Origin of the sequence: Metabacillus hrfriensis, from assembly GCF_030127205.1 — a bacterium.
In the GTDB taxonomy this organism is placed as follows: domain Bacteria; phylum Bacillota; class Bacilli; order Bacillales; family Bacillaceae; genus Bacillus_P; species Bacillus_P dongyingensis.
In genome coordinates this window covers 3,670,389-3,690,493 of record NZ_CP126116.1, presented here as the reverse complement: position 1 = coordinate 3,690,493, position 20,105 = coordinate 3,670,389, and the positions used below count along the sequence as shown (strand labels likewise).

Below are 20,105 nucleotides of genomic sequence, written 5' to 3'. Positions count from 1 at the left end.
TGCTGTGAATAAAGCAGGGGATTTTTCATTGTTAAAAATAAAATAGGCGTTTAGCGGCCCTTATCAATTCGCATTGTCCTGGAAAAAGAACGTACAAGGCAGGTGAATGCAGCAAAAAAATCGTCTTCATCCATGAAAAAAGTGCATGATTGAATATCAACATAACTAGTAAATTCTCCATCCCCTACATTAAGGAATTTTTTGAATAGGTCTTTTATTTTTCATCTTGCCGCACGAACCAACGCCGAAAAAGTCAAACCTGGACTTTTCCGCCGGTTTCTTATCTTCCTCAGGAGCAGAACTAGGCGATTTCGATATTAAAATTTCAATGCATATTTCGCCCTCTCCTCCCCAAACTAAAGATGAGGAGTGATGCATTTTGAAGGAACGCTATTTTAAATGGCTGATGCGAATCGGTATTTTTCTTTTATGTTTGTTATCTGTTTATCTATTTTTGAAGCTCCGTGTCCTTTGGGATCCTTTTTTTATTATCATCAAAGCTATCCTTCTTCCATTTTTGATCGCCGGGTTTATTACCTATTTGCTGCACCCGGTTATTGAGAAACTGCATTCCACCGGAGTTCCGCGCACACTCTCGATCTTAATTATTTACACTCTTTTCTTTGGCGGGATCGGATATGGCTTTTACAAGGGGATTCCAGTCATGATTCAACAGCTTAAGGATCTTTCTGAAAGCTTTCCGGTATTTGAGAAAAAATATCAGGGTTGGCTGTCCACGATCCATAATCAGACTGACCGGTTTCCTGAAGAGGTTCACGCTAGAATTGAATCTGCTTTTCAAAATATAGAAGCCTGGTTTTCCTATTGGATTGACAGAATCTTAAATAGCATAGGAAGGGTTTTCGATTACGTATTAATTATCGCTCTCATTCCTTTTCTGGTATTCTATATGCTGAAGGATTATGAGCAAATTAAAAAAGCAGCATGGTATTTAACTCCCAAGCGATGGAGACCTGAGGCAGTCATTTTTGTCCGGGATGTCGATCAGTCATTGGGAAGTTACATAAGAGGGCAGCTTCTTGTTTGTTTCATAATTGGTTTTCTGGCATTTATATCACTTTGGTTTTTCGATATTAAATATCCTTTAGTCATTGGCATTTTAATTGGAGTAACGAATGTCATTCCATACTTCGGACCGATTATTGGAGCCGTTCCGGCTGTCATTATTGCAGCATCCATGTCTCTTGATACTGTCCTGATTGTGATCATTATTATCTTTTCCCTGCAATTTATCGAGGGGAATATCCTTGGTCCTTTAATCGTTGGAAGAAGTCTTCACATGCATCCCATTGTCATTATGCTGGCCCTTCTGGCAGGAGGAGAAATTGCAGGGATTATCGGGATGATTTTAGCAGTTCCTGTATTAGCTGTTTTAAAAGTGACTTTGATGCATCTCGTACAATTGAGAAGACAGCATTGACATCGTCATATCCTATGAACTATAATTCTGCGTATACACTGCATATATTTTATAAAATCGATGAAGGAACGAGTACGTTTCAGACCATCTGAAAAGAGAGGAATTTCCAAGGCTGAGAGGAATTCCGGGATGAAGGGAAACAGAAGGCTATTCCAGAGTGCAGGAAAACCCTGCCGTCTTAACCCCGTTACGGTTGAATGAAGCTGATGGACATTAAGTCCATAATCAGGGTGGTACCGCGAGCAATCTCTCGTCCCTGTGAAAATCTCAATGATTTTCACAGGGACGGGAGTTTTTTATTTTGTTAAAAGGCTTTTTTAAGAAAGGTGTATGCAAGATACAGCTATCTTTTTGTAAACAGCCGCAATAAAGGAGGAAAAAAGATGAAAAACCTAACTTCAGCACAAGTTCGTCAAATGTTTTTAGATTTCTTCAAGGAAAAAGGCCATGCAGTGGAACCAAGTGCTTCTCTGGTTCCTCATGAAGATCCGTCCCTGCTTTGGATCAACAGCGGCGTTGCGACATTGAAAAAATATTTCGATGGCCGTGTCATCCCGGCAAATCCAAGAATTTGCAATGCACAAAAATCAATCCGGACAAATGATATTGAAAATGTCGGCAAAACAGCCCGTCATCATACATTTTTTGAGATGCTTGGAAACTTTTCAATCGGTGATTATTTTAAAGTAGAAGCAATCGATTGGGCATGGGAATTCTTAACGAGTAAAGAGTGGATTGGCTTTGATCCAGAAAAACTGTCCGTTACCATTCATCCGGAAGATGATGAAGCTTTCTTAATCTGGAAAGATAAAATTGGTGTGCCTGAAGAGCGGATTATCCGTCTGGAAGGAAACTTCTGGGATATCGGCGAGGGACCAAGCGGACCGAATACAGAAATTTTCTATGACCGCGGCGAAGTTTATGGAAACGACCCTAAAGACCCTGAGTTATACCCAGGCGGAGAAAATGAGCGATACCTGGAAGTATGGAACCTCGTATTCTCAGAGTTCAATCATAATTCAGACGGTACATACACCCCGCTGCCAAAGAAAAACATTGATACAGGAATGGGACTTGAGCGGATGGTATCTGTCATTCAGGATGTTCCGACCAACTTCGATACAGATTTGTTTATGCCGATCATCGAATCAACTGAAACGATTTCAGGCGAGAAATACGGCACTGATCATGAAAAAGATGAAGCCTTCAAGGTTGTAGCTGATCATATTCGCACGGTTACATTTGCTGTTGGAGATGGTGCCCTTCCATCAAACGAAGGACGCGGATACGTGTTGCGCCGTCTATTGCGCAGAGCAGTAAGATATGCAAAGAAACTCAATATCAACCGCCCGTTTATGTATGAGCTTGTACCGGTTGTAGGGGAAATTATGGTTGACTTCTACCCTGAAGTAAAAGCAAAAACAGAGTTTATTCAAAAAGTCATAAAAAATGAAGAAGAGCGCTTCCACGAAACCTTAAATGACGGATTGTCCATTTTGGCTGAAGTTGTAAACATGCAAAAAGCCAAAGGAAGCAGCATCATTCCTGGAACGGACGTTTTCCGTCTTTATGATACATACGGATTCCCTGTTGAACTTACAGAAGAGTATGCACAGGAAGAGCAAATGGAAATCGACCATGAAGGCTTCAAAAAAGAGATGGAGGGCCAGCGGGAGCGTGCACGTGCTGCTAGGCAGGATGTTGATTCTATGCAGGTGCAGGGCGGAGTACTTGGCGAAATTAAAGCCGGCAGCACGTTCGTCGGATACACTCACCTTACAGCGAAAGCTTCAGTGTCTGTTCTTCTGAAAGACGGGGAGCTGACAGACAATGCAATTGCTGGAGATGAAGTGCAGCTTATTTTAAATGAAACTCCTTTTTATGCTGAGAGCGGCGGTCAAATTGCGGATGAAGGCACAATTGAAAATGATGCAGTGAAATTGCAAGTAAAGCATGTACAAAAGGCTCCAAATGGACAAAACCTTCACACGGCAGTTGTGATCAGCGGCACAGTGAAAACAAATGATGAAGTAACTGCAGCTGTTAATGAAACAACTAGAAGTGCGGTCATTAAAAACCATACTGCGACACATCTCTTGCATCAGGCTCTTAAAGATGTTCTTGGTGGACATGTCAATCAGGCAGGGTCACTTGTAACATCTGAAAGACTCCGATTCGACTTTTCACATTTTGGTCAAGTGCAGCCAGAAGAGCTTGAACAGATTGAGCAAATTGTAAACGAGCAAATCTGGAAGAGCATCGGAGTCAATATCGAGCTTAAACCAATTGCTGAAGCGAAGGAAATGGGAGCTATGGCTCTTTTCGGCGAAAAATACGGAGATATTGTCAGAGTTGTTCAAGTAGGAGATTACAGCCTTGAACTGTGCGGAGGCTGCCATGTTGACAATACCGCTTCAATCGGCCTGTTTAAGATTGTAGCTGAAACAGGAATCGGTGCAGGCACACGCAGAATTGAAGCAGTTACCGGACAAGGCGCTTATCAGCTGATAAAAGACCAGCTATCCATTCTATCTGAGGTTTCATCAAAACTGAAATCAAATCCTAAAGATGCAGCAAGCCGTGTAGAAGCGCTACTCAGTGATGTTCGCTCTCTTCAAAGGGAAAATGAATCATTAACAGCTAAATTGGGTAATGTAGAAGCTGGAAGCTTATTGGGCAGCGCTGTACAAATTGATGGTGTAACCCTTCTTTCAAGCAAAGTAAATGCAAAAGACATGAATAGTCTGAGAACAATGGTCGATGAATTAAAGCAAAAATTAGGATCAGCCATTGTCATTCTTGGAGCAGCTCATGACGAAAAAGTAAGTCTTGCAGCAGGAATTACAAGCGATTTAGTCGAAAAGGGTTATCACTCAGGGAAATTAATTAAAGAGGTAGCTGTAAGATGCGGAGGAAGCGGAGGCGGCCGTCCTGATATGGCACAGGCTGGCGGCAAGGATCCTGAAAAACTTGAAGAAGCTTTGAAGTATGCATTAGAATGGGTTAAAACTATCTAATATAAGGATCAATGAATTTGTTGCTTTCTGGCGGAATTTCTCTAAAGATTTCACCAGAAAGTGAAATTCGTTTTATAATTTCAATAGTTAGTGTAGAATGGTAGTATGAATGGACAAGCAGATTCCACAGGTGAATCTGGGAAAGAGGTGCGAGTGATGAGTTCCTTTGATAAAACGATGAAGTTTAACTTTTCTGAGGAAGCAGTGGAAACAAATGTGAATGAAGTTCTGTTCACTGTATACGATGCTTTGAAAGAAAAAGGCTATAATCCGATTAACCAAATCGTTGGATACCTGCTCTCTGGAGATCCTGCATATATCCCCCGTCATCGCGATGCAAGAAATTTAATCCGCAAGCTTGAACGGGATGAACTCATTGAGGAATTGGTAAAATCGTACTTACACCATCATAGAGAGGATTAATATGCGAATTATTGGTTTGGATTTTGGCTCCAAAACCCTTGGAGTTGCTGTCAGCGATGAATTTGGCTGGACAGCACAGGGGCTTGAGACGATTAAAATTGATGAAGCCGGCGGTAACTTCGGGCTGGAGCGTCTCACGCAGATTGTGAATGAGCATCAAGCAGAAAAAATCGTTCTCGGATTCCCAAAGAACATGAATGGAACGGTTGGACCAAGAGGTGAAGCAAGCCAGTCATTTGCTTTAAAGCTTGAGAAAAAATTTGGGATTCCGGTTATACTATGGGATGAAAGATTGTCTACCATGGCGGCTGAACGAGTATTGATTTCAGCAGATGTCAGCAGAAAGAAAAGAAAAAAAGTAATTGATAAAATGGCTGCAGTGATGATTTTGCAAGGATACCTGGATAGCCTGAATTAAACTGACAGCAAACTATAGATGAGGTGACTGCAATGGAACACGGAGAAAAACAAATTACAGTAGTAGACGAAAATGGAAATGAACAGCTTTGTGAAATTCTTTTCACATTTGCATCTGAAGAATTTGGAAAATCATATGTGCTTTACTACCCTCTTGGCGAGCAGGATGATGAAGAGGAAATTGAAATTCATGCATCAAGCTTCGAACCGACAGCAGACGGGATAGACGGAGAATTAGCACCGATTGAAACAGAAGAAGAGTGGGATCTTGTAGAAGAGATGCTGAATACATTCCTTGATAACGAAGAGGAAGAAAAGTAAGAAACCGTCTTATGACGGTTTTTTTTTTGCCTGAATAAGAAAATGTCAATCATCCGGAGATAATAGTTCTATGGTAGGATTGCCAAACATAGATCGATAATGTGAATTTTCTTTCTTAAAGTGACCTTTCCTTAAAAATATGCTGGAATTTGGCGAAAAAACAATGATTATGTAGTATAATCATTTTGATGAAAGGGGGACACATTTTATAATGTCAGAAGCTGATTCGAACAAACATTCCATCCAAAATAAACTCCTTGAAAAACAGCAGGAAGCTAAAGTCATCCGAAAAATCGTCCTTGTGATTTTTGTTGTTATAGTCATTTTAATGACAGGATTAATCGGTGGCGGCTATTTATATATAAAGTCTGCGCTGCAGCCTGTAGATGAAAAGGACAAAAATGCAATTAATGTAAACATTCCAATAGGATCATCCGTTTCCACAATTGCAGCAATTTTAGAAGAAAAGAAAATCATTAAGGATAAAAGAGTATTTAAATATTATGTGAAATTTAAAAATGAGTCAGGTTTTCAGGCGGGAAACTACAAATTAACACCCTCAATGGAAATCGAAGATATTGTGGCAAGTCTTAAATCCGGTAAAGTGATTACGGATGTTGTATTCCAAATTTCAGTTCCCGAGGGAATCCAAATAAGGGACATTGCTAAATCGATAGCCAAACATTCAGGGTTTACCGAAAAAGAAGTTCTCAGCAGGATGAATAATAAAGAGTTCATAGCTATGATGCAAAAGAAATATCCGGAAACCATAACGAAAGATATATATGGACAGCATATTAAATATCCTCTTGAAGGCTATTTTTATCCTGCGACATATCCTTTTTATGAAAAAAAGCCTTCCCTTGATTTTATTTTAGAAGAGATGATTAAAAAGACGCATACTGTTGTATTCCCTTATCTTCCTCAGCTTGAAGAGAAGAAATTATCGGTCCATCAATTTCTTACAATGGCATCTCTGATTGAAGAAGAAGCTACACAATCAGTTGACCGGAATAAAATATCAAGTGTATTTTACAACCGGATTGAAAAGGAAATGCCCCTTCAGACAGATCCTACTGTGCTGTATGCACTTGGGGAGCATAAGGACAGAGTGTATTATAAAGATCTTGAAGTGAAATCACCATATAATACGTATAAGGTGAAAGGACTGCCTCCCGGACCAATTGCAAATCCCGGAGATCAATCCATGAAAGCGGCATTGGAGCCTGAAAAAACAGATTTTCTTTATTTCCTGGCAACAAAAAAAGGTGAAGTCATTTTCACAAAAACACTTGAAGAGCACAACAAAGCTAAAGCAGAGCATATTACCAATAAATAAAGAACAGAGGGGAACGTGAAAATATTCGCATTCCCTTTTCTGTTGTGGTAAAATATATCGAGTTGTGTAGAGAAAGATAAACAAAATAACAAATAATGACAAGAGTTCTCCGAAAGAACTCTTATTTTCATGACTTAAGACACACTTTAACGGTGAATACGCACCGTTTGAAGGAGAAGACAATGGAAAATGACACGATTTTATCATATATAGAGAGCCTTCTTCCTGATCAAGACGAAGCAGTCAGACAGATGGAGCAATACGCGCTTGAACACGCCGTTCCCATTATGGAAAAGACAGGAATAGAAGTTCTCATTAGTCTGCTTGTGCTGAAACAGCCAAAAAAGATTTTAGAAATCGGCACCGCAATCGGCTATTCTGCGATACGGATGTGCAAAGCGCTCCCTGAAACAGAAATCGTAACGGCTGAAAGAAATGCAGAGCGATTTAAGCAGGCAGCCATAAATATTGAAGCAAATGCGTTAGCAGACCGAATTACGGTTCTGCAGGGAGATGCATTGGAGCTTAAAGAACAAATAGAAGAAAAAGGTCCTTATGACGTGATTTTTATTGATGCAGCAAAGGGTCAGTATATGCGGTTCTTTGAAATGTACGAACCAATGCTTTCAGATAACGGCTGCATAATTACAGACAACGTTTTATTCAAAGGATTAGTTGCATCTGAAGAAGAAGATATGTCCTTTCATCGGAGACTGCGCGCGCTTTTAAGAAAAATAAGGACATACAATGAATGGCTGATGTCAAACAAAGCCTATCACACAGCGATTTTCCCGGTTGGTGATGGAATGGCTGTAAGTATAAAACGAGGTGAAAAAGATGAATAAACCAGAATTAATTGTTACACCGACAAAAGTTGAAGATATTCTCCCTCTTGCTGAAGCAGGAGCTACTGCGGTAGTTATTGGAGAACAGCGTTACGGCCTCCGTCTTGCAGGAGAATTTAACCGAGATCAAATGAAAGAAGCTACAGCTCTTGCTCATACAAAAAACATTAAAGTATATGCTGCAATGAATGCTATTTTTCATAATGAGAAAATTGAAGAATTGTATGATTACCTTCGGTTCTTAAGCGAGATTAAAGTCGATGCGGTCGTCTTTGGTGATCCGGCTGTTTTAATGACTGCAAGAGAAGCAGCTCCTGAAATGAAGCTTCATTGGAATACAGAAACGACAGCAACCAACTGGTATACGTGCAATTACTGGGGCAGAAAAGGCGCTAAACGCGCTGTTTTAGCACGGGAATTAAGCATGGAATCGATTATTGAAACAAAAGAAAATGCAGAAGTGGAGATTGAAGTGCAGGTTCATGGCATGACATGCATGTTCCAATCAAAACGCTCCCTGATCGGAAACTACTATGAATACCAAGGAAAAGCTATGAAAATTGAGAGCATCCAAGATGAAAAAACGATGTTCCTCCATGATAAAGAGCGCAGCAATAAGTACCCGATTTATGAAGATGCAAACGGCACCCACATCATGAGTCCAAACGATATGTGCATTATTGATGAGCTTTCAGATATGATTGATGGCGGAATTGACTCGTTTAAAATCGATGGTGTCCTGCAGACATCTGAGTATTTGATTGAGGTTACAAAAAAATACCGCCAAGCTATTGATTTATGTATTGAGGACCGTGAACAGTATGAAGATGTAAAAGATCAGCTGCTTGCGGACATAGAAAAAATTCAGCCTGAGAACCGGCCTTTAGATACAGGGTTTTTCTTTAAGGAAACAGTTTACTGAAAAATAAGAAATGAAGGAGGAAATAGGATGGTAACTGTTAAAGATAACATCTCACAAATTATTGACGGCAAACGCGTCATTACGAAAAAACCTGAATTGCTGGCCCCAGCCGGAAATTTAGAAAAGCTTAAAATTGCCGTTCATTACGGGGCTGACGCTGTTTTTATCGGCGGAAAAGAATTTGGCCTGCGCTCAAATGCAGACAACTTTTCACAAGAAGAAATGGCTGAAGGTGTTCAATTTGCAAACAAGTATGGCGCAAGAATTTATGTAACGACAAACATTTTTGCACATAATGAAAACATGGACGGTCTTGAAGAATATTTAATGGGTCTGCAGGATGCAGGAGTAGCAGGCATCATTGTAGCCGATCCGATGATTATTGAGACATGCCGCAAAGTAGCGCCAAAGCTTGAGGTTCACCTAAGCACCCAGCAATCTCTTTCAAACTGGAAAGCTGTTCAGTTCTGGAAAGAGGAAGGTCTCGAGCGCGTGGTGCTTGCCCGCGAAACGAGCGCTGAAGAAATTAAAGAAATGAAAGAAAAAGTGGATATCGAAATTGAAACGTTCATCCATGGTGCAATGTGCATTGCCTATTCCGGACGCTGTGTACTCAGCAACCATATGACTGCAAGGGATTCAAACCGCGGAGGCTGCTGTCAGTCATGCCGCTGGGATTATGATCTTTATAAACTTGCTGATAACGGTGAAGAAGCTTTGTTTGGCGCGGATGATGCGGCATTTGCGATGAGCCCGAAAGATTTAAATTTAATTCAATCCATTCCAAAAATGATTGAGCTTGGCATCGACAGCCTGAAAATTGAAGGGCGCATGAAATCCATTCACTACGTAGCAACAGTTGTCAGTGTGTATCGCAAGGTCATTGACGCATACTGTGCGGATCCTGAGAACTTCGTCATTCAAAAAGAGTGGCTTGAAGAGCTTGATAAATGTGCCAATCGTGACACTGCGCCAGCATTCTTTGAAGGTGTTCCAGGTACTGAGGAGCAAATGTTTGGAATTCATGGAAAGAAAACGACTTTTGACTTTGCAGGACTTGTCCTTGATTACAACGAGGAAACAGGTATGGTTACCCTTCAGCAGCGCAATTTCTTCAAACCAGGGGATGAAGTCGAATTCTTTGGTCCTGAAATTTCGAACTTTACGCAAACCATTGATAAACTATGGGACGAAGAGGGCAATGAGCTCGATGCTGCCCGTCATCCACTGCAAATTGTAAAGTTTAAAGCGGATCAAAAAGTCTTCCCAAATAACATGATGCGAAAGGGGAAGTGATTATGGGGGAAAAGCCCATAGTAATCGGAGTTGCCGGCGGCTCCGGCTCAGGTAAAACAAGCGTTACAAAATCCATTTACGAGCATTTCAAAGGACATTCCATTCTGATGCTTGAACAGGATTTCTATTATAAGGATCAAAGTCACTTACCCTACGAAGAGAGACTGAATACAAATTATGATCATCCGCTTGCTTTTGATAACACGCTTTTAATTGAGCACATTAAACAGCTTCTGAATTACGAAGCTATTGAGAAGCCTGTATATGATTATAAGCTTCATACTCGTTCAGAGGATGTTATCTTAGTAGAACCTAAAGATGTGATTATTCTTGAAGGCATCTTGGTCCTAGAAGACGAGAGACTCCGCAACTTGATGGATATGAAGCTTTATGTAGATACAGATGCAGACATCCGCATTATCAGAAGAATGCTCCGTGATATTAAAGAACGCGGAAGAACAATTGATTCAGTGATTGAGCAGTATGTTTCGGTTGTAAGGCCGATGCACAATCAGTTCATTGAGCCTACTAAGCGTTATGCGGATATCATCATACCAGAAGGCGGTCAAAATCACGTAGCGATTGACCTTATGGTTACAAAAATTCAAACAATTCTTGAACTAAATGCAATTTTGTAATAACATAGCATAGATAAAGATTACTGTGACCATATTATGTATAGGCTGTTAAAGTTTCTCAGGGTTCATCATTGACTGAGTAAAAATTCTCATTTAAAGTAAACTTGAGCATTGTATGCTCTATGAGGAAAGCAAGCCGCAGGCTTGCTTTTAAGCTACATTAAAGGCTATTCCTCACAAGATCACCTGAAAAGTTCAGCATATGCATATTGCAGTGTGAGGGCATAAAGTTTTGCCCTCCCCATTATCACAGTGCATTTTTTACATACCTAATTTTTTTGGGGGACAGTTATACTAGAAGGAGTGAGATCATGGCACAAGAAAAAGTATTTCCTATGACAACTGAAGGTAAAGAAAAGCTTGAGCAGGAATTGGAATATTTAAAATCCGTTAAGCGTAAAGAAGTAGTTGAAAGAATCAAGATTGCCCGCAGCTTTGGGGATCTTTCAGAAAACTCCGAATATGATTCAGCGAAAGAAGAGCAGGCTTTTGTTGAAGGACGAGTGACTACGCTTGAGAACATGATCCGCAATGCGAAGATCATTGTAGAAGATGCCGATACAAATGTTGTAACACTTGGAAAAACCATTTCATTTGTTGAACTTCCAAATGGCGATGAAGAAACATATACAATCGTAGGAAGCGCTGAAGCAGATCCATTTGAAGGAAAAATCTCAAATGATTCTCCGATTGCAAAGAGCCTGATGGGCCGTCAAGTTGGAGATGAAGTCAATGTGCAGACTCCTGGCGGAGAAATGCATGTGAAAATTACAAACGTTAAATAATATAGGTTTAATAAAAAAACACCTCGTCGACACTAATTACAGACGAGGTGTTTTTCTATGAAAACAAGAAAAAGAATGAAAATAATTGCGATTTGCATTTTTTTATCTATGCTTGCTTTAATTTTGAGACTTGCAGATATCCAGATGATTCACACAGAATCTTTTACAGACAGAAACATAAATTTGATTGAGGAAAGCGTCGGTCAGCGGACACAGGAAGTCATGATTGATGATGGACGAGGTCGTTTTGCAGATAGAAATGGAAGCCCTCTTGGACACGAACAGGAGGCCAAGCTTGTATTGTTTCCGTTTCTGAATAAGATTGACTGGCCAATCAGTAAACTATCAGCAATTGTCAATGTTCCAGGTTTCAAAGTGGAGAGATTATTAGAAGAAGCGGATAAGCCGCTGCTCTTAGGATCAAAAGAAGGGTTCGAGCTGAATGAATCCGCCATAAAAGAAATCAATGATTTGGAGATCCCAGGTGTATTTGCCATTTATCAGCAAACAAAAAAGAAAGGGCAGGCAGCAGATCATTATATCGGTATAACTGGGGAAAATGCTGAAGTGCTTAGAGAAAAATATCCCGAAAAGAAAAATTTATCTTCGAAAACTCAGATTGGGATTACAGGACTCGAAAAAGCATTTGATGAATTTCTGCTTCCAGACGCCGAAACGAAACTAATGTACCACGTTGACGGAGACGGAAATCCGCTGTTTGGCATTAATGTTAAATATATTGCTGATGCTAATCCCTTTTATCCTGTAAGTGTTAAAACAACGATAGACAGTTCTATGCAGGATATGGCGAATCATGTTATGAACCGGTATAACGTGAAAAAAGGGGGAATCGTGCTGCTGGATGCAGAGACAAGCGAAGTACTTGCCATGGTCAGCAAACCTGAAATGAACCGATCTGAGCATGAAACCTATGCGAATCTGATGCTCACTCCAATTGCACCCGGTTCAGTGTTTAAAACAGTCATTGCTGCAGCTGGGATTGAAAACGGAATTGATAAGAACAGAATATATGACTGCAGTCTGAATATGTACGGTGAACCTGATGAAGAAAACGATAAAGGCAATTTAAATTTAGAAAGAAGTTTTGCTCAAAGCTGCAACAATACATTTACATCAATAGCTAACGAGTTAATGGAAAAAGACCCAGATACAATAGATGAATATGCCGGAAAACTGGGATTAACCGAAAAAGCAGGCTGGAGCGGCCCGGTTTATCATTATGAAGATTTTAAGCAATTTCCTGAAGAGAAAAATCCGCATTTATGGGGAGATAAGACGGACAAAACTGCAGAACGGGCAATTGCTCAAACAGCAATCGGACAAAAAAATGTCCGGGTCACACCGCTGTCAGTGGCTAACATGATGGCTGCAATTGCACGAGGCGGCGAAAAAAAACAGGTAAAAATTGCAGATAGTATCTTATATAAAAATGGCACTACCATGTTTAAGTTTCCGGATAAAGAACCGGAAAGCGACAATATTTCACCTTATACAGCTGCAAAGCTTCAGCACCTGCTTCGATTAGTCGTAACTGATCAAGAAGGGACCGGCAGAAGGTTTCAAAGCTTGCCATTTGAGGTATCAGGTAAATCCGGGACTGCAGAAACAGGAAAGGGTACAGTACATAAATGGTTCGCAGGATTTTTCCCTTCACATCAGCCTAAATATGCCATGGTTGTAGTAGAACTTGATACACATAGTGCCCAATCTTCAGCAAATAGTATTTTTTATGACATGGCAAATGAATTGGCCCGGCTAGAAAATGCTGCTACTAGATAGAAATTCATTCTAATGATAGAATAAAACAGAATGTAAAGGGATAAAGGAGTGTAATGCACTTGAGCAAACTAAGTAAAGGATCACGTTTTGAAAATCGTGATAAGCGCCGAAAAGCAAATGTTGTCCTGAACATTTTAATTGGCATCGTCGTCATCCTTATTCTTGTTATTGGATCGCAGCTGATGCTTGGCGGAGATGACAGTGAACAGGCGTCAAAAGATACGGAAGAAGAAACGGGTTCAAATCAAATCGAAAACGAAAAAAATAAAGAAGAAAAAGATAAAGAACAAACAGCGAAAGAAGACGCTGAAGCAGATCAAGACGGCAGCGAAGAAGAGGATGCCGCAAAAGAAGAAGAGAATGCTGAAGAACAGCCTGAAGAATCAGAAGCCGGGGAAGAAGTGGTCACAGAAGGAGATCCAAACTCCAATGTTGATCAGATTATAGAAAATCCGGGCTGGAAACCAGTAGGCACTTCACAATCTGGAACTCATACTGCTCAGTATGACAAGAATTCACAGGACTGGGCTGAAATGATTAAAGCGATGAGCTATGCTACCGGCTTAAGTGAATCAGATATGACAATCTGGTTTATCGGCAATAACGGAAGTCCTAATGATGCCAAAGGAACTATTTCATCCAAGGATAAAACACAGAACTACAAAGTAGAAATTACCTGGGTGGAAAATGAGGGCTGGAAGCCAGTTAAAGTGGAAAAATTAAAGCAAACAGAAACAAGGTAATGTAAAAAGGTGATACCCGGTTTATACGGATATCACCTTTTTTTGCGTTTTAATGTTTAGCTCCATAGCCCAGCTCCCCAGCCAGATCAATTCGGGCAAAAAAGACAATCCCGGACTTTTCTGCGGGATCATTATCTTCCCTGCCTGAGCAATACAGTCGCTTGCACTTGTCCCATTTATTTAGCTTTAAAATGCACAGCAGCACTATAGAACCTTCTGCCTTCCTCTGTCACATGCATTTGATGCGCAACAGAATGAAGCTCAAGCAAAATAGCTTTATTAACCTCAATTTGCTCATTGATCTTTCTTTCTAAATCTGTAATTTTCTCTGCCTCAAAAAATTCTACTTTATCTTTTATAAACTCCAATTTAAACATTAGGCAATCCTCCATTCTCATGCCCTATTATTTTACCAAAATAACCGATGGAAAGTCTTTTCATTGCCTTAATGAAAGGGATTATGGTAAATTAAGAACAGTTCAATTTTTAATTCATAGTATACAGATAGGAATTATTAAATTTACAGCATATAATGGAGTGTGGCATAAATGGGCAGAGAATTTGTAGAGTTATTTGAGGATTGGGCACATTCGTATGATTCAACTGTCGGTGGACATGATGAAGAATATAAAGAAGTTTTTGCAGGCTATGATCAAATTCTTAAAGCTGTCACACAGCTATCTGGAAAAACGGTTCTTGAATTTGGTGTAGGTACTGGTAATTTAACGAATGAGCTTTTGAATACAGGGAAAATAGTATATGGAATTGAACCATCGAAAACAATGCGTGAAAAGGCTGCAGAAAAGCTTGGCAGCGCAGTGCAAATCAGCGACGGAGATTTTTTGACATTTCCGGTTCCTGAGAAACAGATTGAAACGATTGTGAGCACATATGCTTTTCATCATCTAACAGATGAAGAAAAGGAGAAAGCTGTCCGAATCTATGGCAGTCTTCTTGGAAAAGGTGGTAAAATAGTTTTTGCTGACACTGTTTTTACCGATCAGAAGGCGCATCAAGCCATGATCGAAAAATCGAAAAAGCAGCATTTCTTAAACTTGGCAAAGGACCTTGAAACAGAATATTACCCAACACATTCTGTCATGCGCCGTATTTTTGAAAGCAACTCTTTTGAAGTTACCTTTACACAAATGAATGAATTTGTCTGGTTAATGGAAGCAGTGAAACAATAATTCGCCTTTTGGAAAGGATTTGACTAAATGATGAAAGCAGCAATTATCGGAGCAATGGAAGAGGAAGTATCTATATTAAGAGAACAGCTTGAAAATCCTTCTTCAGAAACAATTGCAGGCAGTGAATTTACAACAGGAACATACAAAGGAATTGATGTGATTTTATTAAAATCAGGGATCGGAAAGGTAAACGCGGCAGTGAGCACAACCCTTTTACTTGACCGATATAAGCCTGATTATGTAATCAATACAGGATCAGCAGGAGGTTTTCATCAATCATTGAATGTAGGGGATGTAGTCATTTCTTCTGAAGTGAGACACCATGATGTTGATGTTACAGCATTCAATTACGAATACGGGCAGGTGCCGGGAATGCCGCCAGCCTTTTTGCCGGATCCAAGGCTGGTTGAAATTGCAGCCCAACAGGCAGAAGGGCAAACAGGCATTCAAGTTGTAAAAGGACTGATTGCAACGGGTGACTCATTTATGAATGATCCGGAAAAAGTGGCATATATCCGCACTAAATTTGACAGCCTTTATGCAGTAGAAATGGAAGCAGCAGCTATTGCTCAAGTATCGCATCAATTTGGTGTACCTTTTGTCATTATTAGATCATTATCCGATATTGCCGGCAAAGAATCGGATGTTTCATTTGAGCAGTATCTAGATACAGCTGCAAAGAACTCTGCACAGCTGGTTTTAAGTATTGTGAGTGCTTTAAAAAGCTAATAGACGGGGTGATCCCTCTTTTTAATTCTTGGGAGTGAATAAAATGAAAGTTGTAAAGGGCATTGAAGAACTTATTGGGCATACACCGCTGATGGAGATTACACAATTTGAACTGCCTGCAGGAGTGCGCCTTTTTGCAAAACTTGAGTTTTTTAACCCTGGCGGCAGCATTAAAGACCGTCTTGGAGTTGAATTGATAGATGAAGCGATTAAAACCGGCAAAATAAGAGAGGGCGGAACCATTATCGAGCCTACAGCAGGCAATACCGGAATCGGTCTTGCCCTTGCTGCGATTCACCGCAAAGTCAATGTGGTCGTGTGCGTTCCTGAGAAATTCAGCATGGAAAAGCAGGATATTATGCGGGCACTTGGAGCAAAGGTGGTCAATACTCCAACCGGTGAAGGAATTAAGGGAGCTATTAAAAAAGCACAAGAACTTCTTGAAGAGATCCCTGGTTCTTATTGTCCGCAGCAATTTGCCAATCCTGTGAATCCCCTTACTTATTACAAAACGCTCGGTCCCGAGCTTTGGGAGCAGCTGGGCGGCCGCATTGATATTTTTGTGGCCGGTGCGGGCACAGGCGGTACCTTCATGGGCACAGCCCAATATTTAAAAGAAAAGAACGAAAATATCAGGACTGCCATCGTTGAGCCAGAAGGCTCCATCTTAAGTGGCGGTGAACCCGGCCCGCATAAAACAGAAGGAATCGGCATGGAATTTCTGCCTGGTTATATGGACGAGTCATATTTTAATAGCATTCATACCGTTTTAGATATAGATGCGTTTAACCGTGTAAAGGAGCTTGCTATAAAAGAAGGTCTTTTAGTCGGGAGCTCATCAGGAGCAGCCCTTCACGCAGCACTGATAGAGGCAGAAAAAGCTAAACCGGGAACAAACATTGTAACCATTTTCGCTGACAGCAGTGAACGTTACTTAAGCAAAAAAATTTATGAAGGAGGAATATAGGATGAAACGCAAAACAAAGATGATTCATGGTGGTATTGTCGGAGATCCTCATACAGGAGCCGTATCAACGCCAATCTATCAAGTCAGCACATACAAACAGGATGGAGTCGGCAATCATAAAGGATTTGAGTACTCACGTACCGGTAATCCAACAAGACACGCATTGGAAGAGCTGATTAAGGATCTTGAAGAAGGACACGCCGGCTTTGCTTTTGGTTCAGGTATGGCTGCGATAACAGGAGTTATGATGCTTTTTAACAGCGGAGATCATGTTATTTTAACAGATGACGTTTACGGCGGAACATACCGCGTTATGACTAAAGTGTTAAACCGTCTTGGCATTGATTCTACATTTGTTGATACAAGCGATCTATCAAACATTGAAGGGGCGGTTAAAGAAAATACAAGAGCGCTATTTATCGAAACACCTACAAATCCGCTGCTTAAAATTACTGATGTAGAAGCCGCAGCCTCTCTTGCTAAAAAACATGGGCTGCTTACGATTGTAGATAATACATTCAGCACACCGTATTGGCAGACTCCTCTTTTAATGGGAGCAGATATTGTCCTTCATAGTGCAACAAAATACATCGGCGGCCACAGTGACGTTGTAGGAGGGCTTGTTGTCGTTAACTCTGAGGAGCTGGCTGAACAGCTTCACTTTGTCCAAAACTCCACTGGAGGAGTTCTGGGGCCTCAAGATTCATGGCTGCTCATTCGCGGCATTAAGACTCTTGCGCTGCGCATGGAGGCACATGAAAGAAATACTGCTGCAATCGTCCAGTTTCTTGATCATCATCCAGCTGTTAACAAGGTGTTTTATCCAGGTCTTGCTGATCATCCAAACCATGAAATTGCCAAAAAACAGGCATCAGGCTTCGGCGGAATGGTTTCATTTGATGTAGGAAGCGAAAAGAAAGCAGAAGAAGTCTTGTCAAAAGTTAAGTATTTTACATTGGCTGAAAGCTTAGGTGCTGTTGAGAGCTTAATTTCCATGCCTGCTAAAATGACGCATGCTTCGATTCCTGCAGAACGCCGCATGGAGCTTGGCATAACAGATGGTTTACTAAGAATTTCTGTAGGTATAGAAGATTCAGAGGATTTAATTGAAGACTTAAAAAATGCTTTAAAGTAAATTCCTCTTTTGCCGGAATTTACATGCATAAATCACCGCTGTTATATGTTATCGTTTTATTAGAGACACATTTATGGCAGGTGAAAAGGAAAATGAATAAAAAACATGTTCAGCACCTAATGACTGATTACAAGAGATACGCATTTGTGCTGCTTGCAGTCAGTGTCTTTTTATATATAGGCATGCTGATTCCCGCACAGGGCCAAGAACCCAGCGCAATAAAAGAATATGTGATGATGGGGACGACTTCAGTCTTCTTGGCAGCAGCCTTTTTCTGTTTTAAACGTTCCATCACATATAAGAAGCGTTTAGATGAGCAGGAAGATGCTTAAAGAAGGAACATGCAGGCTTTCTGCCTGTAATTTCATATAAAAAAGAACCCATTCCAGTCTGAGAATGGGTTCTTTTATTTAGAATTGAGCACTTTGCTTTCAAGGATGGATAAATAAATCAGTTCTGCTCCCTGTGGCGTCATATGATTGCCTGATGGATCGATGATACCTGAATTTAATAAAGCTTCATCCGAATCTCCGCCGGCAAACTTCACCATATTTGTCCAGTTATCTATCAGAGTGACATCATTTTTATATGCGACTTCGCGGGTAATATCGTTGTATGAGTTATGCCAGTTCCTGGCTCCATCAGTATGAGCATAAAGCTTCTTCGGATAGCGGGTGTAGTATAGTTTGTCATTGCCGTTTCCTTCTACAATCGGCAAACAGGTCATAAGGACGGGGGTGCCGCCGGCATGCCTTACTTCTCGCACGTAATAGAGAAGATTTTCTTTAAAACGTGCACGGTCTACTTTTGGTTTCCCATTCGGCAAAATGACTGCATCATTTGTTCCAAACATGATGAAAACCAAATCCGGATCCATTTTCAGCACATCACGCTTAAAGCGTTTCCTTGCATCCTCAGTGGTTTCACCGCCAACCCCGGCATTATGGATCAAAGCCTGCCCGTTATTCACAGGCAAAGTGGATTTCATTAAATTTACCCATTTATCTGTATCCTGATAATTGCGGATGGTCCAGTTGGCGCCGCGTGTATTGCTGTCGCCAAAGGCCACAATCGTATATCTTTCTGAGCGGTTTCCGCAGCTCATTAATAGTAAAATCACAAGAAAAGCGGCAAGAGACAAATACTTTTTCAAAAAAGCACCTCCAAATCACTAAAATCCATTATTGATCAAATAAATGGAAGAATCAATAGGGTTCTCAAAAGTGTCACAATGTATGCGCTTTAATTCTAAATAAATACAGGATAATTCCGTACAATCTTTCTTAGTACAGACACAAACATGCCCCGCTTTACATACAAATGTTTTATAGGCTAAAGCCTACATTCTGTACGTGGAGGTGGGTCAATGTCAGGGGTTTTAGCAGCTTTAGGATACTTATTAAAGGAATTAGTCTTTCTAGTATCATATGTCAAAAACAATGCCTTCCCTCAGCCTTTGTCAGCAAATGATGAAAAGAAGTATCTCAGGCTTATGGCGACTGGGGATGAACATGCCCGCAACATGCTGATTGAACATAATCTGCGGCTTGTAGCACATATTGTCAAGAAATTTGAAAACACCGGCGAGGACTCAGAGGATCTTATTTCTATCGGGACAATCGGCCTGATAAAAGCCATTGAAAGCTACTCAGAAGGAAAAGGAACAAAACTTGCCACCTATGCTGCAAGGTGTATTGAAAATGAAATCCTCATGCACCTGAGAGCACTTAAGAAAACAAAGAAAGATGTTTCCCTGCATGATCCTATCGGACAGGATAAAGAAGGAAACGAGATAAGCCTGATAGATGTCTTAAAGTCAGAATCAGAGGATGTCATTGATACCATTCAGCTGAATATGGAGCTTGAAAAAGTGAAAGAATTCATTGATATTCTGGATGAACGGGAGAAAGAAGTAATTGTCGGAAGGTTCGGGCTAGATCTTCAGAAGGAAAAAACACAGCGGGAAATTGCGAAGGAGCTTGGGATCTCAAGGAGTTATGTTTCAAGAATCGAGAAAAGGGCCTTAATGAAGATGTTTCATGAATTTTACCGGGCAGAAAAAGAAAAGAAAAACCAGCAAAAAAGCAAAGGATAAAA

Annotated in this window: 21 protein-coding genes; 19 read left to right on the top strand and 2 right to left on the bottom strand. The window is 40.5% G+C overall.

The annotated features are described in order from the left end of the window. The first annotated feature begins 379 nt into the window (after nucleotides 1–379). The 13 genes from QLQ22_RS18375 (at nucleotide 380) to QLQ22_RS18315 (ending at nucleotide 13,987) form a co-directional block, all read left to right on the top strand. Complete coding sequence (locus QLQ22_RS18375) at nucleotides 380–1,441, top strand: AI-2E family transporter (protein ID WP_284015305.1); 1,062 nt, start codon at nucleotides 380–382, stop codon at nucleotides 1,439–1,441. 383 nt (nucleotides 1,442–1,824) lie between these two features. After that, entirely contained in the window at nucleotides 1,825–4,458 is a 2,634-nt protein-coding gene (gene alaS, locus QLQ22_RS18370) for an alanine--tRNA ligase (RefSeq protein ID WP_284015304.1), read from the top strand. A 156-nt stretch (nucleotides 4,459–4,614) separates the two neighbouring features. Then, nucleotides 4,615–4,881 carry an IreB family regulatory phosphoprotein gene (locus tag QLQ22_RS18365; protein ID WP_029279472.1) on the top strand — a complete coding sequence of 89 codons (267 nt, stop codon included), beginning with the start codon at nucleotides 4,615–4,617 and terminating at the stop codon, nucleotides 4,879–4,881. A gap of 1 nt (nucleotide 4,882) precedes the next feature. Beyond that, the gene (gene ruvX, locus QLQ22_RS18360) at nucleotides 4,883–5,299 is read left to right on the top strand and encodes a Holliday junction resolvase RuvX (protein ID WP_252207218.1); all 417 of its coding nucleotides are present in this window, start codon (nucleotides 4,883–4,885) and stop codon (nucleotides 5,297–5,299) included. Between the two features lie 32 nt (nucleotides 5,300–5,331). After that, the gene (locus QLQ22_RS18355) at nucleotides 5,332–5,619 is read left to right on the top strand and encodes a DUF1292 domain-containing protein (protein ID WP_223436885.1); all 288 of its coding nucleotides are present in this window, start codon (nucleotides 5,332–5,334) and stop codon (nucleotides 5,617–5,619) included. A gap of 211 nt (nucleotides 5,620–5,830) precedes the next feature. Further along, nucleotides 5,831–6,958: an endolytic transglycosylase MltG gene (gene mltG / locus QLQ22_RS18350; RefSeq protein ID WP_284015303.1), complete on the top strand. Its 1,128-nt coding sequence runs from the start codon at nucleotides 5,831–5,833 to the stop codon at nucleotides 6,956–6,958. 182 nt (nucleotides 6,959–7,140) lie between these two features. Beyond that, the gene (locus tag QLQ22_RS18345; protein ID WP_284015302.1) at nucleotides 7,141–7,803 is read left to right on the top strand and encodes an O-methyltransferase; all 663 of its coding nucleotides are present in this window, start codon (nucleotides 7,141–7,143) and stop codon (nucleotides 7,801–7,803) included. Continuing rightward, nucleotides 7,796–8,725 carry a peptidase U32 family protein gene (locus QLQ22_RS18340; RefSeq protein ID WP_284015301.1) on the top strand — a complete coding sequence of 310 codons (930 nt, stop codon included), beginning with the start codon at nucleotides 7,796–7,798 and terminating at the stop codon, nucleotides 8,723–8,725. Before QLQ22_RS18345 ends, QLQ22_RS18340 begins: the two co-directional genes overlap by 8 nt. A gap of 27 nt (nucleotides 8,726–8,752) precedes the next feature. After that, nucleotides 8,753–10,021, top strand: coding sequence for a peptidase U32 family protein (locus QLQ22_RS18335; RefSeq protein WP_284015300.1), 1,269 nt, complete (start codon nucleotides 8,753–8,755; stop codon nucleotides 10,019–10,021). Between the two features lie 2 nt (nucleotides 10,022–10,023). Beyond that, a complete protein-coding gene (udk, locus tag QLQ22_RS18330; RefSeq protein WP_223436875.1) occupies nucleotides 10,024–10,659 on the top strand; it encodes a uridine kinase in 636 nt (211 codons plus the stop codon). Between the two features lie 311 nt (nucleotides 10,660–10,970). Continuing rightward, the gene (gene greA / locus QLQ22_RS18325; RefSeq protein ID WP_070879795.1) at nucleotides 10,971–11,444 is read left to right on the top strand and encodes a transcription elongation factor GreA; all 474 of its coding nucleotides are present in this window, start codon (nucleotides 10,971–10,973) and stop codon (nucleotides 11,442–11,444) included. Between the two features lie 57 nt (nucleotides 11,445–11,501). After that, complete coding sequence (locus QLQ22_RS18320; RefSeq protein ID WP_284015299.1) at nucleotides 11,502–13,244, top strand: peptidoglycan D,D-transpeptidase FtsI family protein; 1,743 nt, start codon at nucleotides 11,502–11,504, stop codon at nucleotides 13,242–13,244. 53 nt (nucleotides 13,245–13,297) lie between these two features. Further along, nucleotides 13,298–13,987, top strand: a complete 690-nt coding sequence (locus QLQ22_RS18315) for a YrrS family protein (RefSeq protein ID WP_223436871.1) — start codon at nucleotides 13,298–13,300, stop codon at nucleotides 13,985–13,987. A 176-nt stretch (nucleotides 13,988–14,163) separates the two neighbouring features. Here the strand turns inward: QLQ22_RS18315 and QLQ22_RS18310 are convergent, their stop codons facing one another. Then, nucleotides 14,164–14,364, bottom strand: a complete 201-nt coding sequence (locus QLQ22_RS18310) for a DUF2536 family protein (RefSeq protein ID WP_223436869.1) — start codon at nucleotides 14,362–14,364, stop codon at nucleotides 14,164–14,166. Between the two features lie 171 nt (nucleotides 14,365–14,535). Here QLQ22_RS18310 and QLQ22_RS18305 point away from each other — a divergent pair, with 171 nt between their 5' ends. From QLQ22_RS18305 to QLQ22_RS18285, 5 genes are all read left to right on the top strand, one after another. Next, on the top strand, nucleotides 14,536–15,177 hold the full coding sequence (locus QLQ22_RS18305) for a class I SAM-dependent methyltransferase (protein ID WP_284015298.1): 642 nt from the start codon (nucleotides 14,536–14,538) through the stop codon (nucleotides 15,175–15,177). Nucleotides 15,178–15,207: 30 nt separating this feature from the next. After that, on the top strand, nucleotides 15,208–15,906 hold the full coding sequence (gene mtnN / locus QLQ22_RS18300) for a 5'-methylthioadenosine/S-adenosylhomocysteine nucleosidase (protein WP_223443574.1): 699 nt from the start codon (nucleotides 15,208–15,210) through the stop codon (nucleotides 15,904–15,906). 43 nt (nucleotides 15,907–15,949) lie between these two features. Next, entirely contained in the window at nucleotides 15,950–16,873 is a 924-nt protein-coding gene (locus tag QLQ22_RS18295; protein ID WP_284015297.1) for a PLP-dependent cysteine synthase family protein, read from the top strand. 1 nt (nucleotide 16,874) lies between these two features. Next, complete coding sequence (locus QLQ22_RS18290) at nucleotides 16,875–18,008, top strand: bifunctional cystathionine gamma-lyase/homocysteine desulfhydrase (RefSeq protein WP_223436861.1); 1,134 nt, start codon at nucleotides 16,875–16,877, stop codon at nucleotides 18,006–18,008. Nucleotides 18,009–18,100: 92 nt separating this feature from the next. Next, nucleotides 18,101–18,340 carry a YrhC family protein gene (locus QLQ22_RS18285; RefSeq protein WP_223436860.1) on the top strand — a complete coding sequence of 80 codons (240 nt, stop codon included), beginning with the start codon at nucleotides 18,101–18,103 and terminating at the stop codon, nucleotides 18,338–18,340. Between the two features lie 74 nt (nucleotides 18,341–18,414). On the opposite strand, the gene QLQ22_RS18280 is transcribed toward QLQ22_RS18285, so the two are convergent. Next, on the bottom strand, nucleotides 18,415–19,161 hold the full coding sequence (locus QLQ22_RS18280) for an SGNH/GDSL hydrolase family protein (RefSeq protein WP_223436858.1): 747 nt from the start codon (nucleotides 19,159–19,161) through the stop codon (nucleotides 18,415–18,417). A gap of 213 nt (nucleotides 19,162–19,374) precedes the next feature. Between QLQ22_RS18280 and sigK the strand changes: the two genes are divergently transcribed. Then, a complete protein-coding gene (gene sigK, locus QLQ22_RS18275; RefSeq protein WP_070874405.1) occupies nucleotides 19,375–20,103 on the top strand; it encodes an RNA polymerase sporulation sigma factor SigK in 729 nt (242 codons plus the stop codon). The last annotated feature ends 2 nt before the right edge of the window (nucleotides 20,104–20,105 follow it).

What these genes read in the sequence shown, in the direction of transcription:
- QLQ22_RS18340 (WP_284015301.1), top strand. Translation starts at nt 7,796, where the DNA reads ATGAATAAACCAGAATTAATTGTTACACCGACAAAAGTTGAAGATATT.
- ruvX (WP_252207218.1), top strand. Translation starts at nt 4,883, where the DNA reads ATGCGAATTATTGGTTTGGATTTTGGCTCCAAAACCCTTGGAGTTGCT.
- greA (WP_070879795.1), top strand. Translation starts at nt 10,971, where the DNA reads ATGGCACAAGAAAAAGTATTTCCTATGACAACTGAAGGTAAAGAAAAG.
- QLQ22_RS18285 (WP_223436860.1), top strand. Translation starts at nt 18,101, where the DNA reads ATGAATAAAAAACATGTTCAGCACCTAATGACTGATTACAAGAGATAC.
- mtnN (WP_223443574.1), top strand. Translation starts at nt 15,208, where the DNA reads ATGAAAGCAGCAATTATCGGAGCAATGGAAGAGGAAGTATCTATATTA.
- sigK (WP_070874405.1), top strand. Translation starts at nt 19,375, where the DNA reads ATGTCAGGGGTTTTAGCAGCTTTAGGATACTTATTAAAGGAATTAGTC.
- QLQ22_RS18295 (WP_284015297.1), top strand. Translation starts at nt 15,950, where the DNA reads ATGAAAGTTGTAAAGGGCATTGAAGAACTTATTGGGCATACACCGCTG.
- QLQ22_RS18315 (WP_223436871.1), top strand. Translation starts at nt 13,298, where the DNA reads ATGCACTTGAGCAAACTAAGTAAAGGATCACGTTTTGAAAATCGTGAT.
- QLQ22_RS18345 (WP_284015302.1), top strand. Translation starts at nt 7,141, where the DNA reads ATGGAAAATGACACGATTTTATCATATATAGAGAGCCTTCTTCCTGAT.
- QLQ22_RS18355 (WP_223436885.1), top strand. Translation starts at nt 5,332, where the DNA reads ATGGAACACGGAGAAAAACAAATTACAGTAGTAGACGAAAATGGAAAT.
- QLQ22_RS18335 (WP_284015300.1), top strand. Translation starts at nt 8,753, where the DNA reads ATGGTAACTGTTAAAGATAACATCTCACAAATTATTGACGGCAAACGC.
- QLQ22_RS18320 (WP_284015299.1), top strand. Translation starts at nt 11,502, where the DNA reads ATGAAAACAAGAAAAAGAATGAAAATAATTGCGATTTGCATTTTTTTA.
- QLQ22_RS18290 (WP_223436861.1), top strand. Translation starts at nt 16,875, where the DNA reads ATGAAACGCAAAACAAAGATGATTCATGGTGGTATTGTCGGAGATCCT.
- QLQ22_RS18310 (WP_223436869.1), bottom strand. Translation starts at nt 14,364, where the DNA reads ATGTTTAAATTGGAGTTTATAAAAGATAAAGTAGAATTTTTTGAGGCA.
- mltG (WP_284015303.1), top strand. Translation starts at nt 5,831, where the DNA reads ATGTCAGAAGCTGATTCGAACAAACATTCCATCCAAAATAAACTCCTT.
- QLQ22_RS18365 (WP_029279472.1), top strand. Translation starts at nt 4,615, where the DNA reads ATGAGTTCCTTTGATAAAACGATGAAGTTTAACTTTTCTGAGGAAGCA.
- QLQ22_RS18305 (WP_284015298.1), top strand. Translation starts at nt 14,536, where the DNA reads ATGGGCAGAGAATTTGTAGAGTTATTTGAGGATTGGGCACATTCGTAT.
- udk (WP_223436875.1), top strand. Translation starts at nt 10,024, where the DNA reads ATGGGGGAAAAGCCCATAGTAATCGGAGTTGCCGGCGGCTCCGGCTCA.
- alaS (WP_284015304.1), top strand. Translation starts at nt 1,825, where the DNA reads ATGAAAAACCTAACTTCAGCACAAGTTCGTCAAATGTTTTTAGATTTC.